Source organism: Streptomyces polygonati (assembly GCF_042650325.1).
Classification (GTDB): Bacteria; Actinomycetota; Actinomycetes; order Streptomycetales; family Streptomycetaceae; genus Actinacidiphila; species Actinacidiphila polygonati.
The window spans coordinates 465,061-477,585 of the sequence record NZ_JBHSBB010000013.1 but is presented as its reverse complement, the minus strand read 5'-3'; the positions used below and the strand labels follow the sequence as shown (position 1 = coordinate 477,585).

Genomic DNA, 12,525 nt, shown 5'->3' with positions numbered 1-12,525 from the left:
CCAAAACGCCCCCGGGATGTGATTTTTCCCCGGGGGCGCTTCGTTCTCGCAGGTCAGCCTGCTGAGTCGAGCCAGGACCGGCGTCGCGAACCCGCCCAATTCAGCACGTTCCGCTCTGTAAAGGCCCGGGATTTAGCGGCAGAGTGAGGTGGGGAAAGTTTCGTCCACCATCCACGTGGGCACTGCTCGTGTCGCGTCAGTCGGGAGAACGTCAGTGAGCGCCAACTTCACCGTCCTGCTGGTCGCCGCGGGCCTCGCCGCGGCCGCGGGTTCCGCCGCCGTACTCTCCGCCCGCGGCCTGCGCCGCGAGCTGACCGCGCTGCGCCGCGAGCTGGCCGGGCTCCGGCCGCCCGGGCCGCGCGCCTCCTCGGCGGACATCCGCACGGCGGTCGCCGACGCCCTCGCCGACGAGCGGGAACGCGAGCTGGCCGAGGCCCGCGCCTTCTGGGCGGAGCAGGAGTCCCGGGAGACGGCGGGCGAGGGCATCTTCTTCCGCGGCGGCCTCTACGGCGCCGCCGACGCCGAGGGCGTCTACGAGGGTGCGTACGAGGCCGCCGCGGACTACGAGGTCCCGCCGGTGCTGCCCCTGCTGCCGCGGCAGTCCGACTTCGCCGGCCTGGAGTCGGAGGCGCCCGAGGCGGCGATGCCCGCGCCCGGCACCATCCCGCACCCTTCGGGTCCCGACTTCGCGCCCTCCCCGGTGGTCGCCTCCCGCGACCAGACCGCCGAGCGGCTCGCCGATCTCGCCGACGCCCGTATCCCGCTGTCGGACGTACGGCCCGGGCCGCTGGGGACGCTCGACGTGTATGTGTTCGCCGACGGCACCACCTTGTGCATGACCCCCGGGCACCGCGAGACCGCCCTCACGCTCTCCGAGGCGCTGGACCGCGGCGAGCTCCCGGTGCTGCGCGGCGGCTCGGCGATAGCGGGCGCCTACGCGCTCACCTTCGCCTACGGCGAGGAGAGCGTCTATGTCCTGGCCGACCGGGTGGTCGCCTCGCTCTGAGGCCGGACCCCCGGGACCGCGCCGTTCAGCCGATGGCCCTGGCCGCGGCCGCCGACCGTTCGCCCGCCTCCCGCAGCACGCCCTCGACCCGCTCGGGGTCCCGTTCGCGGCCCACCGCCGCCGCCAACTCGTGGCCGGCCACGGCCAGTTGATCGCCGACCACGAAGATGCCGTCGTCCGGCAGCCGGTGCGGCTCCCGGCCGGGGAACTCCAGCAGCTGCGCCTGCCACGCCAGCCAGCGGGCCAGCTCCAGGCCCTCGGCCGCGGCGCCCGCCTGGAGCCGGCGTTGCGGAAGGGCCCGCAGGCGTCCGGCGAGGCGTTCCACAGCGGCGAACAGCGCGGTGCGATCGGACATGAGGAAGACCCTACCGGGACCGGGTGACCCTCTTCGCACCCATATCCGCACGTCCGAGATGGTTGCCAACGCACCACGGGTGGGGCACGGTGGGGTTACCGGACCACATACCGGAGGCGCCGATGTACCAACAGCACTTCTCCGAAGAAACCCACCGGAATCTGCTCTCCCATATCCCGCAGTCCACCGGCCGTGAGGTCGGCGACTGGCTCCGGGCCCTCGCCGACGGGCCCTCCTTCCTCCGCTTCGACGAGAAGGTCAGCTGGCTGCGCAGCGAGCACGACCTCTCCTACGGCCACGCGAAGGCCATCGCCCACGAGTACGACCTGCGCCGGGCCGCCCGCAATCTGCGGTAGGCCGGCCCGCCCGCTCCCGGGCCGCACCTCGTAGGCCGCACCTCGTAGGCCGCGAACACTTCGTACGACAACGGCGGGCCGACCGGAAAGCAGTGCTTCCGGGGCGGCCCGCCGGGCATGAGCGGGTGAGGCGGAGGACGCGGCGACCGGACGGCGGTCAGTCGCGGAGGATGGCGATCAGCCGCAGCAGTTCCAGATAGATCCACACCAGCGACAGCGTCAGGCCGAACGCCGCCAGCCACGACTCCTGCTGCGGGGCGCCGTAGCGGATGCCGTCCTCGATCTGCTTGAAGTCCAGGGACAGGAAGAAGGCGCCCAGGCCGATGCCGAGCAGGCAGAAGACGATGCCGAGGCCGCCGGTGGTCAGGCCGAGGCCGTTCGAACTGCCGAAGGCGTAGAAGAGCAGGTTGGCGAAGAGGGCCAGCACGAAGCCGACCGCGATGGCCAGGCCGATCCGCTGATAGCGGGCGGTGACCCGGATCAGCCGGGTCCGGTAGGCGATGAGCATGCCGGCGAAGACCGCCATGGTGCCGAGCACCGCCTGCACCGGGGCGCCCTGCCAGGCCTCGTTGTACATCCGGCTGATCACGCCGAGGAAGACGCCCTCGAAGACCGCGTAGCCCAGGATCAACGCCGGTACCGGCCGGCGCTTGAAGTTCTGGACCATCGCCAGCACGAAGGCGATCAGCGCCGAGCCGACGGCCAGTCCGTACTGGTGCGGCAGCACGGTCCAGCCGAGCACCGCGCCGACCACGACCAGGCCGAGCGTCATCGCGGTGCGGGCGACGACGTCGTCGATCGTCATCCGGCCGGTCTGCGCGGGTCCGGCGGCCGGGCCGGCGTACATCCGCTCCATCTCGTCCGGCGTGAGCGGCCGGCCCTGGGGCTGCGGCTGTTCGTAAGGATTGCGCGCGTACGGGTTGGCACCCGGTGCGCCAAAAGGATTGCCCTGCTGGGCGCCCGGCGCACCTTGCGCGCCGAAGCCGGCGTATTCGTTCCCGCGGGTGAAGCCCCGCCGGGAGAAGACCGGGTTGCTGCTCCTCATGTCACTCCTCCATCGGCCGCGTGCTGCGGCACTGCCGTCAAGGGTAATAGCTTGGCAAAAAAGTGGGATACGCCTGGAGGAGGATCTTCCCCTGACCTGGGCTCCCACTCCGGACGGAGGCCGCGGGAGAGTCCCGGCGTATGTGCGGCGGGTCGCTTGCCGACTCCCCTTCGTGGCGCGGTCCGTTGACGGGCGGCAGCGTACGGGCCGCCGACGACGGCGCGGTGAACGGCCGCTCGACGGCGGTGGCGCCCGGGACGACGCGGACGGCGTGTCGCGGGGAGGGAGCGCCCCGGCGCGGGACCGCCCCCGGGGGATACGCGGTGGACGCGGCGGCTCCGGCGCGGTATCACTGTGCTGTGGAAACGAACGTGCGTTCGAACATCAGGGAGCAGGCCATGCCACGCCCCGACCACACCCGCGCCCTGCACGCGGCGCTGCTCACCGCCGCGCGCGGTCTGCCGGTGATTCCCCTTTCCCGCACCAAGCTGCCCGCCGTTCGTTCCCCGCACCGCGACGAGCCGCGCCCGAGCGTCTGCCGCGGCGAGTGCGGCCGGCCGGGACACGGGGTGCACGACGCCAGCACCGACCCGGCCCGGATCCGCGCGCTGTTCGCCGTCGCCCCCTGGGCCACCGGTTACGGGATCGCCTGCGGGCAGGCACCCCACTACCTGATCGGGCTGGACCTGGACGTGAAGCACGGCCGCGACGGGGTGAGCGCGCTGGAGGCGCTGGAGGCGGCGCACGGCTTCAGCCTGCCGCAGACCGTCACCGTCCTCACCCCCAGCGGGGGCCGCCACCTGTGGCTGACCGCGCCCGGCCCGGTCCCCAACTCGGCCGGCCGGCTCGGCCCGGGCATCGATGTGCGCGGCGCGGGCGGTTATGTCGTCGGTCCCGGTTCGCGCACGGTGGCCGGCCGGTATCTGCTGCTGCCCGGGAGCCGTCAGCACCCGCTGGGCGAGGCCCCCGCCGCGCTGCTGCGGCTGGCCGTCCCGCCGCCGCCCGCGCCGCCGCGCCCGGCGGCGGCCGCCGAGCCCCGGCACCCGGCCGAGAAGCGCGCCGCCGCGCTCGTGCGGTTCGTACTGGACTCGCAGGAGGGCGAGCGCAACGGGCGGCTGTTCTGGGCCGCCTGCCGGGCCTACGACGCGGGCCTCGGCGAGGCGCTGGCGCCGGCCCTGGTGACGGCGGCGGTGCACACCGGGCTCAGCGAGCGGGAGGCGGCCGCCACGGTCGCCTCCGCGGGGCGGCTGCGGGCGTCGGCCGAGCCCTGCTGACCGGGCGCCGGCCGGCCCGGGTATCCGAGGAGGGGTGCGGCGCCGTGACCCGGGCCGGCCGGCTTCGTTCACGGCTGCCGTGAAGACCTGCGCCGACGCCTCGTCCGCGAAGCTCTCGTTCGTCAACCACCATGCGGGGTGCGGTGCCCGGAGCCGGACTTGAACCGGCACGCCCCCGAGGGGCAGCGAGGTTTAAGCTCGCCGTGTCTGCGTTCCACCATCCGGGCCGGCGGGGCGCAGAGAAAAGCGTATCCGGGTTGAGAGACGCCAACAGGACGGCCAACTGGCCATGTTGTCTGATTTTAGGGGTTACTGACGGGACGTTAGCTCGTCCCAGAAGACCTCTATGCACCACAGGCGCCGTTCCCGCCGGCGCCGGACCTCACGCAGAAGTGACGTGAAATCGCTCTCCGCAGTCGACATCCGGCGGAGAATATGTCATGTCCGGCAGATGAGGGGCGACGCCCGGGGCCCGTCGGGGTCGGCCGGACACGCGCAGGACGCGTTTCCGGCCGACCGTCCTCACGACAGCCAGGCAGTACGGGTGGGCGGCAGATCGGAGAGACCGTCGGCGGCGGTGCGTACGGCCAGCACCTGGTTGACGCCGATGCGGTTGCGTTCGAAGGACACCGCGGACGCCGCCATGTACAGCCGCCAGACCCGGGCCCGCCCCGGGGACGTCACGGCGACCGCCTTGTCCCAGCCGGCCTCCAGATTCCGCACCCAGGCCCGCAGCGTGCGCGCGTAGTGCTCGCGCAGCGCCTCCATGTCCCGCGCCTCGAACCCGGCCTGTTCCAGCCAGGAGACGGTCGAGCCGACCGGGGCGAGCTCACCGTCGGGGAAGACATAGCGGTCGATGAACTCGTCGATCCGGTAGGTCTCCTCGTCGGCCAGCGGACGGCGGGCGATCTGGTGGTTGAGCAGCCGGCCGCCGGGCCGGAGCAGCCCGTAGAGGGTGCGGGCGTACTCCAGATAGCGCTCGCTGCCGACGTGCTCGGCCATGCCGATGGACGAGATCGCGTCGTAGGGCCCGTCCGCCACGTCGCGGTAGTCCTGCACCCGGATCTCGATCCGGTCGGTCAGCCCGGCCTCGGCGACCCGCTTGCGGGCGTACGCCGCCTGCTCGGTGGACAGTGTGATGCCGGTGGCCCGCACGCCGTAGTGCTTGACGGCGTGCAGCACCATCGAGCCCCAGCCGCAGCCGACGTCCAGCAGCCGCTGCCCCTCGCGCAGCTGCAGCTTGCGGCAGACCAGGTCGAGTTTGGCGTACTGGGCCTGCTCCAGGGTGGTGTCGGGCTCGGGGAAGACCGCGCAGGAGTAGACCATGGACGGCCCGAGGACCGTCTCGTAGAAGTCGTTGCCGACGTCGTAGTGATGGGCGATGGCATCCTTGTCGCGGCGCTTGGTGTGCGCGATGCCGCTGCGCCTGCGGACCTCCTCCGGCGGCGGCGAGGGCGGCAGCCCGGGCCCGGCCAGCGTCAGCGCGCTGCGGATCAGCCGGTAGGTCGCCGGGTCGCGCAGTATGCCGCGGGCCCGGCGCAGCGTCTCGGCGGTGGTGGCCGGCACCGCGGTGGCGGACGGATCCCGCTCGCCGCGGTCCCAGAAGAGTCCGGACAGGTGGTCCAGCGCCGTGTAGAGATCGCCCTCTATGTCCAGGTCGCCCGCCACCCAGGCCCGGACCAGACCGAGTTCGCCCGGCCGCCAGAGCAGCCGGCGCAGTGCCCGGCGCCGGCGGATCACGAGTACGGGCGGGCCGGACGGCCCGGCCTCGCTGCCGTCCCAGGCACGCACGCGCAGCGGGAACGACGTCGAGAGGGCATGTTCGGCGAGGTCGAGGATGCGATGAGCCGCGTCAGCCATGCATACGAGCCTACGACCGAAAACGCCGGCTGACTCCCCCGGACGCGTAAATCTACGTTGCGGATACACACACTTTACGCCGGAAGGGCGCCCGCACCACGGATGGCGGGCGCCCTTCGGCTGTGACAGTGCGGGCAATGGTCCTTTTCGCGGCGGACCGTCCTGGATCGTGCCAGGTCAGGAGGCCGCGGCGGTCTCCGTTGCCTTCTCGGCCGAGGGGGCCGGGACGCTCGGGCGGACCTCGGCGACCGGGGCCGGCTTCGGCCGGGCGGCCGCGTAGAACTCCTCGCGGGGGTTCTCGATGGCGCCGAGCGAGACGACCTCGCGCTTGAGGAACATGCCCAGCGTCCAGTCGGCGAAGACCCGGATCTTGCGGTTCCAGGTCGGCACGGCCAGGCCGTGGTAGCCGCGGTGCATGTACCAGGCCAGCCGGCCCTTGAACCTGATCTTGGTCTTGCCGACCACGATCATCGCGACGCCCTTGTGCAGACCGAGGCCGGCCACCGCGCCCTTGTTGGCGTGCTTGTAGTCGGCCTGCGGGAAGCCGCGCATCCCGGAGATCACGTTGTCGCCGAGCACCTTGGCCTGACGCAGCGCGTGCTGGGCGTTCGGCGGGCACCAGGCGCCCTCGCCGGCCGCCAGGTCGGGCACCTGGGCGTTGTCGCCGGCCGCCCAGATGTAGTCGGTGCCGCGCACCTGGAGGGTGGGGGCGGTGTCCACGTGGCCGCGCGGGCCGAGCGGCAGGCCGAACTTCGCCAGCGCCGGGTTGGGCTTCACACCGGCCGTCCACACGATGGTGGAGGCGTCCACCTCGAGACCGTTGGCGAGGACGACGTGCTTGTCCACGCAGGAGGTCATCGAGGTGCTCAGGAAGACCTCGACACCGCGCTCGCGCAGGTGCTCCAGGCCCCACTGGCCGAGCTGCGGGCCCACCTCGGGGAGGATCTTGTCGGCCGCGTCGACGAGGATGAAGCGCATGTCCTCGCGCTTGACGTTCGGGTAGTACGCGGCGGCGTCGCGGGCCATGTCCTCGACCTCGCCGATGGTCTCCGCGCCGGCGAAACCGCCGCCGACGAAGACGAAGGTCAGCGCCTTGCGGCGGACATCCTCGTCGGTGGTGGAATCGGCCTTGTCGAGCTGCTCCAGTACGTGGTTGCGCAGGCCGATGGCCTCCTCGACGCCCTTCATACCGATGCCGTTCTCGGCCAGGCCGGGGATCGGGAAGGTGCGGGAGACGGCGCCGAGCGCGATCACCAGGTGGTCGAAGGGAAGCTCGTAGGACTCGCCCACGAGCGGCTCGACCGACGCGACCTTGCGGTCCTGGTCGATGGTGGTGACCCGGCCGGTGAGCACCTCGGCCCCGGGAAGCACGCGTCGCAGCGGGACGACGACATGCCGCGGGGAGATGCTGCCTGCTGCGGTTTCGGGGAGGAAGGGCTGGTACGTCATGTACGAGCGCGGGTCGACGACCGTGACGGTCGCCTCGCCGTACCGCATCTTCTTCAGAATGCGGCGCGCCGCGTACAGGCCGACGTAACCGCCGCCTACTACGAGGATCCGTGGACGCTCCGTGGTGCTCATGCTTCGAGTATCCAGCACGGAGGGGGGCACCCCTCGTGAGCCCCTTCACAAGGTACTGGACACCCTGTGCTACCCTGCCCGGCTTCACGACCTGGGGGTACGTCCTTCCTGTGCGCCGGACCGGGTCCCGGGTGGGTGCGGCTGGCCCTGAGCAGCGTCGATCGATCACCGGGTGCTTCGGACGGGACGGGCGTCACACCGCCGCAACACGACCTGGCCGTGGATTTCAGGGGGTTGGCAGGGGTAAGGCCTGCGAAAATCGGGCCCCTGGGCGGGAACTTCATGTGAAGAGTTTCACAAAGCTTCTGGAGCGGGCGCGCCGGGGCGGTCGGCGGGGCCTCAGCCGGCCGTCGGGCCGGCCTCCCCGATCACGCCCCACGCGAGGCCGTCGAGGATGTCGTGCTCGCTCACGACCACCTCTTTCGCGCCCGTCCGCTCCATGATCCGCAGCAGGATGAGGGCGCCCGCGGCGATCACGTCGACGCGGCCCTCGTGCATCACGGGGATCGCGGCGCGCTCGGCGTGGGTGGCGGCCAGCAGCCGGTCGGTGATGTCGCGGACGGTCTCCAGCGGGACGCGCGAGTGGTGGATGGCCGCGGAGTCGTAGCGGGGCAGGCCCAGCGCGATGCCGGCCACGGTGGTGACGGAGCCGGCCAGGCCGACGAGGGTGCGGGCCCGGTCCAGCGGGACCGCGCCGGCCGCTTCGTCGAGGGCGGCGTCGACGTCGGCCCTTATGGCGGCGACCTGTTCGGGGGTGGGCGGGTCGGCCAGCCGTCCGTCGCGCAGCAGGTGACGCTCGGTCAGCCGGACGCAGCCGATGTCCACCGACCGGGCGGCGGTCACCGCCCGGTCGCCGAGGACGAACTCGGTGGAGCCGCCGCCGATGTCCACCACCAGATACGGGGACACCAGACCGTCGGCGGCGGTGAGTTCGCGGGTGGCGCCGGTGAAGGAGAAGGCGGCCTCCTGGTCGCCGGTGATCACCTCGGGCGCGACCCCCAGGATGTCGACCACCCCGCGGACGAACTCGTCCCGGTTCTCGGCGTCGCGCGTCGCGGACGTGGCCGCGAACACCACCCGGTCGGCGGGCACGCCGTGCTCCCGGATCACCTCGGCGTACTCCCGGCACGCGGCGAACGTCCGCTCCAGCGCCTCGGGGGCGAGCCGGCCGGTGCGGTCGACTCCCTGGCCGAGCCGCACGATGCGCATCCGGCGGTCCAGATCGGTCAGGGTGCCGGCGGCCGGATCGAGATCGGCGACCAGCAGACGGATCGAGTTGGTGCCGCAGTCGATGGCAGCCGCACGCCCCTTTTCTCGCTCGCTCGCCTCCGGGCGCTCAGACCCGCTGTCGACGCTCCTCGACACTGCGTTCCCTCGTTCCTCGGTCACTTGGTCTCTTCGCTTTCGACACCGGCGCGCCCTTTGGCTCGCTCACTCGGTTGTCCGGCGCCCTCGAAGGCGTCGCTCGGCCCGACCGGAACGCAGGGGCCCTTGGCCCACCAGTCGGGGAGCAGGGCGAGGGTCTCGTCGCCCAGCGGATTGACGCCGGGGCCGGCCGCCAAGGCGTGGGCGGCCAGGACGTGCAGGCATTTGACGCGGTCGGGCATGCCGCCGGCGCTGGGGAAGCCGGGCAGCACCTCGATGGCGTCGCGGCGGGCGATGTAGTCCTCGTGGGCGGCGCGGTAGGCCGCGGCCAGCTCCTCGTCCTCGGCGAGCCGGGCATTCATCGTCTTCATCACGCCCTCCGCCTCCAGGGTGCCGATCGCGGAGGCCGCCTTCGGACAGGTGAGGTAGTAGGTGGTCGGGAAGGGCGTGCCGTCCGCCAGCCGGGGCTGGGTCTCCACCACATCCGGGTTGCCGCAGGGGCAGCGGTGGGCGATCGCGCGCAGACACCGCGGCGGGCGGCCGAGCTGGGCCCGGACGGCGGCGATGTCCGCGTCGGTGGCCGGGGCGGGGTAGTCAGGGGTGGTGTTCATATGCCGTTCTGCAGGACGGGGACATTCGGGGACCGTGCGGGGCGTACGAGGGACGTGCCGTACGTGGTGCGGGCGGGCGGAGTCATGGGCGGCGGCTCGCTCAGTGGCGGGCGGCCGGCGCCGGCGCCGCTTCCGGGGCCGCGTCGGCCCGGTCGACGCCGTCCCACAGATTGTCGTACCACGGGCGGTGCGCCGCGGCCTGATCGGTGGAGCCGTGCCGGGCCGCCGGGTCGGCGGTGGGGACGGGGACCGGACCGGCGACCTCGAAGCCGGTCTCGCCGGGCAGCACGTAGTGCAGGCGCTCGCGGGCCTGGGCGCGGACATAGTCCGGGTCCTCCCAGCGCGCCTTCTCCTCGCGCAGTTGCTCGACCTTCGCCTTGGTCCGCTGCGCGGCGCGCCGCTGGTCGGCGATGTCGGAGCGCTGCCCGATGTACTGCCGCATCGGGTAGGCGAGCGCCACCACCAGGGCGCAGAGCACCAGCGCGAGCAGCGCGGCGCGGCCGGTCAGCTTGTTGCCGCGCACCGGCCGCCGGGACGCGGCGCGGTAGACCCGGGCCTGCGCCTCCTGGCCGATCGCCTTCAGCCGGACCGCGGTCGAGAACCGATCCGCCCCCACGCCGTGACTCCCCTCGCCGCCTTGCCTGTCGTCCTGATGCCGTTACGTCCCCGCCCACGGTACGGGACCGGGTGCGGGGACGTAGGGAGGCGGGGGACGTAAAGCTCGGTGCGTGGGGCTCAGTGCGTGGAGGTCAGTGCGTGGAGCTCAGTGCTTGAAGCGGGGGAAGGCGGAGCGGCCGGCGTACACCGCGGCGTCGTCCAGGATCTCCTCGATACGCAGCAGCTGGTTGTACTTCGCGACGCGCTCGGAGCGGGCCGGGGCGCCGGTCTTGATCTGGCCGCAGTTGGTGGCGACCGCGAGGTCGGCGATGGTGACGTCCTCGGTCTCGCCGGAGCGGTGCGACATCATGCACTTGTAGCCGTTGCGCTGGGCGAGTTCGACCGCGTCCAGCGTCTCGGTCAGGGAGCCGATCTGGTTGACCTTGACCAGCAGCGCGTTGGCGGTGGCGTTGTCGATGCCGCGCTGGAGCCGCTCCGGGTTGGTGACGAAGAGGTCGTCGCCGACGATCTGCACCTTGCCGCCGAGCTTGTCGGTGAGGACCTTCCAGCCGGCCCAGTCGTCCTCGAACAGCGGGTCCTCGATGGAGACCAGCGGGTAGGACGCGACCAGGTCCTCGTAGTACTCGGTCATCTGGGCGGCCGAGCGCGACTCGCCCTCGAACGCGTACTTGCCGTCCTCGTAGAACTCCGAGGCGGCCACGTCGAGCGCGAGCGCGATGTCCTGGCCGGGGGCGTAACCGGCCTGCTTGATGGCCTCGATGATGAGGTCCAGCGCGGCGCGGTTGGACTCCAGGTTCGGCGCGAAGCCGCCCTCGTCGCCCAGACCGGTGGACAGGCCGCGGGACTTCAGCACGGCCTTGAGGGTGTGGTAGACCTCGGTGCCCCAGCGCAGCGCCTCGGAGAACGACTCGGCGCCGATCGGCGCGATCATGAACTCCTGGATGTCGACGTTGGAGTCCGCGTGCGAGCCGCCGTTGAGGATGTTCATCATCGGGACCGGCAGGACGTGCGCGTTCGGGCCGCCGAGGTAGCGGAAGAGCGGCAGGTCGGACGCCTCGGAGGCGGCGTGCGCCACCGCCAGCGAGACACCGAGGATGGCGTTGGCGCCGAGCGAGGACTTGTCCGGGGTGGCGTCCAGGTCGAACATCGCCTGGTCGATCAGCCGCTGCTCGGTGGCGTCGTAGCCGACCAGCTCCGGGCCGATCTGCTCGATGACGGCGAGCACGGCCTTCTCCACGCCCTTGCCCCCGTAGCGGTTCTTGTCGCCGTCGCGGAGTTCGAGGGCCTCGAAGGCGCCGGTGGAGGCGCCGGACGGGACTGCGGCACGGCCCGTGCTGCCGTCGTCGAGGCCGACCTCCACCTCGACAGTGGGGTTGCCTCGCGAGTCGAGGATTTCCCGGGCTACGACGACGTCGATGGACGGCACGTTGTCTCCTTCTGAGATGTCTTCTCGTCTTTATCGGGACGAGCCTAACCGGCTTCCGGGCCGGGGTCGGTGCTAGGCCCGGCCGCTGAGACGGAATACCCCGGCCGGGCACACGGGGGGGAGTGTGTGCCCGGCCGGGGCGGTCAGGGGGTGGGTCAGCTCAGGTGCAGGTGCTGGCCCGGGTAGATGAGGTTCGCGTCGCGCACGATGTCGTGGTTGAGGGCGAAGAGCTTGTGCCAGCCGCCCTGCACGTGGTGCGCCTGGGCGATCTTGGAGAGGGTGTCGCCGTGGACGACGGTGTACTCGCCGTCGCCGTTGCGGACCACCGTGTGGGTGGTGCTGTGGCGCGCGTGGTGCGCAGGGGCCGGCGCCGGCTTCGGGGTGCTCGGGGCCGGGGCGGTGGTGCTGGAGCTGCCGGACGACGAGGACGAAGAGGATGAAGAGGACGAGGACGACGGCGACGACGAGGCACCGGTGTTGAGGACCGGCGCCGGGCCGCCCGCGGTCAGGCCGCCGGCCGGGGCGCAGGTCCAGGCACCCGGGCCCTGGAGGGCGAGCAGCTTCTCGGCGGTGGCGATCTGCTGGTCCTTGGTGGCGAGGTCGGCGCGCGGCGCGTACTGCAGGCCGCCGGCCGCTTCCCAGCTGGACTGCGAGAACTGCAGGCCGCCGTAGTAGCCGTTGCCGGTGTTGATGGACCAGTTGCCGCCGGACTCGCACTGGGCGACGGCGTCCCAGGTGGACACCGATGCGGCCGAGGAGGAGGTCGCGCCGATCAGCGGAACGGCCAGCGCGGTGCCGGCGACTCCGGCGAATGTGGCGAAACGGACGAGCTTGGAGGCACGACGGTGCTTACCCATGATGTTTTGTGTCCTCACCGACGCCTACGAGGTCAGCTGTCGGGTGCGGGCGTGAGTTGCCCGGCCGGGACCGCGTGTTGCTGGTGCGGCGCCTCGGCTTAACCCCTAGCCGGTCTCCGGCCTTGAGTACGTGACGCAGCGGGGTGAGCTGTCCGGTGCTGCGTGCGGCGT

At 72.1% G+C, this 12,525-nt stretch carries 12 protein-coding genes and 1 tRNA gene; 3 read left to right on the top strand and 10 right to left on the bottom strand.

Annotation, left to right across the window (positions count from 1 at the left end):
* Positions 1–214: 214 nt before the first annotated feature.
* Positions 215–1,006, top strand: coding sequence for a hypothetical protein (locus ACFO3J_RS20290; protein WP_386430913.1), 792 nt, complete (start codon positions 215–217; stop codon positions 1,004–1,006).
* Positions 1,007–1,031: 25 nt separating this feature from the next.
* Here ACFO3J_RS20290 and ACFO3J_RS20285 read toward each other — a convergent pair whose 3' ends face one another.
* On the bottom strand, positions 1,032–1,361 hold the full coding sequence (locus tag ACFO3J_RS20285) for a hypothetical protein (protein WP_386430911.1): 330 nt from the start codon (positions 1,359–1,361) through the stop codon (positions 1,032–1,034).
* Positions 1,362–1,483: 122 nt separating this feature from the next.
* On the opposite strand from ACFO3J_RS20285, the gene ACFO3J_RS20280 reads away from it, so the two are divergent.
* Positions 1,484–1,717, top strand: a complete 234-nt coding sequence (locus ACFO3J_RS20280) for a DUF4287 domain-containing protein (RefSeq protein WP_386430909.1) — start codon at positions 1,484–1,486, stop codon at positions 1,715–1,717.
* Between the two features lie 157 nt (positions 1,718–1,874).
* Here ACFO3J_RS20280 and ACFO3J_RS20275 read toward each other — a convergent pair whose 3' ends face one another.
* Positions 1,875–2,762 carry a Bax inhibitor-1/YccA family protein gene (locus ACFO3J_RS20275; RefSeq protein WP_386430907.1) on the bottom strand — a complete coding sequence of 296 codons (888 nt, stop codon included), beginning with the start codon at positions 2,760–2,762 and terminating at the stop codon, positions 1,875–1,877.
* Between the two features lie 398 nt (positions 2,763–3,160).
* Here ACFO3J_RS20275 and ACFO3J_RS20270 point away from each other — a divergent pair, with 398 nt between their 5' ends.
* Positions 3,161–4,036: a bifunctional DNA primase/polymerase gene (locus tag ACFO3J_RS20270; protein ID WP_386431067.1), complete on the top strand. Its 876-nt coding sequence runs from the start codon at positions 3,161–3,163 to the stop codon at positions 4,034–4,036.
* A gap of 144 nt (positions 4,037–4,180) precedes the next feature.
* Here ACFO3J_RS20270 and ACFO3J_RS20265 read toward each other — a convergent pair.
* The 8 genes from ACFO3J_RS20265 to ACFO3J_RS20230 form a co-directional block, all read right to left on the bottom strand.
* Positions 4,181–4,263, bottom strand: a tRNA-Leu gene (locus ACFO3J_RS20265).
* Positions 4,264–4,558: 295 nt separating this feature from the next.
* Positions 4,559–5,896 (bottom strand): class I SAM-dependent methyltransferase, encoded by a 1,338-nt coding sequence (locus ACFO3J_RS20260; protein ID WP_386430905.1) that lies wholly within the window; start codon positions 5,894–5,896, stop codon positions 4,559–4,561.
* A gap of 177 nt (positions 5,897–6,073) precedes the next feature.
* A complete protein-coding gene (locus tag ACFO3J_RS20255) occupies positions 6,074–7,477 on the bottom strand; it encodes an NAD(P)/FAD-dependent oxidoreductase (RefSeq protein WP_386430903.1) in 1,404 nt (467 codons plus the stop codon).
* 339 nt (positions 7,478–7,816) lie between these two features.
* Positions 7,817–8,842: a Ppx/GppA phosphatase family protein gene (locus ACFO3J_RS20250; RefSeq protein ID WP_386431065.1), complete on the bottom strand. Its 1,026-nt coding sequence runs from the start codon at positions 8,840–8,842 to the stop codon at positions 7,817–7,819.
* 20 nt (positions 8,843–8,862) lie between these two features.
* Positions 8,863–9,453, bottom strand: coding sequence for a DUF501 domain-containing protein (locus ACFO3J_RS20245; RefSeq protein ID WP_386430901.1), 591 nt, complete (start codon positions 9,451–9,453; stop codon positions 8,863–8,865).
* Positions 9,454–9,553: 100 nt separating this feature from the next.
* Complete coding sequence (locus ACFO3J_RS20240; protein ID WP_386430899.1) at positions 9,554–10,069, bottom strand: FtsB family cell division protein; 516 nt, start codon at positions 10,067–10,069, stop codon at positions 9,554–9,556.
* A 147-nt stretch (positions 10,070–10,216) separates the two neighbouring features.
* Entirely contained in the window at positions 10,217–11,497 is a 1,281-nt protein-coding gene (gene eno / locus ACFO3J_RS20235; RefSeq protein ID WP_386430897.1) for a phosphopyruvate hydratase, read from the bottom strand.
* Positions 11,498–11,652: 155 nt separating this feature from the next.
* Positions 11,653–12,354 carry a transglycosylase family protein gene (locus ACFO3J_RS20230; RefSeq protein ID WP_386430895.1) on the bottom strand — a complete coding sequence of 234 codons (702 nt, stop codon included), beginning with the start codon at positions 12,352–12,354 and terminating at the stop codon, positions 11,653–11,655.
* Between the last annotated feature and the right edge of the window lie 171 nt (positions 12,355–12,525).

Coding starts and splice junctions, on each gene's coding strand:
- ACFO3J_RS20285 (WP_386430911.1), bottom strand. CDS start 1,361: ATGTCCGATCGCACCGCGCTGTTCGCCGCTGTGGAACGCCTCGCCGGA.
- ACFO3J_RS20280 (WP_386430909.1), top strand. CDS start 1,484: ATGTACCAACAGCACTTCTCCGAAGAAACCCACCGGAATCTGCTCTCC.
- ACFO3J_RS20275 (WP_386430907.1), bottom strand. CDS start 2,762: ATGAGGAGCAGCAACCCGGTCTTCTCCCGGCGGGGCTTCACCCGCGGG.
- ACFO3J_RS20270 (WP_386431067.1), top strand. CDS start 3,161: ATGCCACGCCCCGACCACACCCGCGCCCTGCACGCGGCGCTGCTCACC.
- ACFO3J_RS20260 (WP_386430905.1), bottom strand. CDS start 5,896: ATGGCTGACGCGGCTCATCGCATCCTCGACCTCGCCGAACATGCCCTC.
- ACFO3J_RS20255 (WP_386430903.1), bottom strand. CDS start 7,477: ATGAGCACCACGGAGCGTCCACGGATCCTCGTAGTAGGCGGCGGTTAC.
- ACFO3J_RS20245 (WP_386430901.1), bottom strand. CDS start 9,453: ATGAACACCACCCCTGACTACCCCGCCCCGGCCACCGACGCGGACATC.
- ACFO3J_RS20230 (WP_386430895.1), bottom strand. CDS start 12,354: ATGGGTAAGCACCGTCGTGCCTCCAAGCTCGTCCGTTTCGCCACATTC.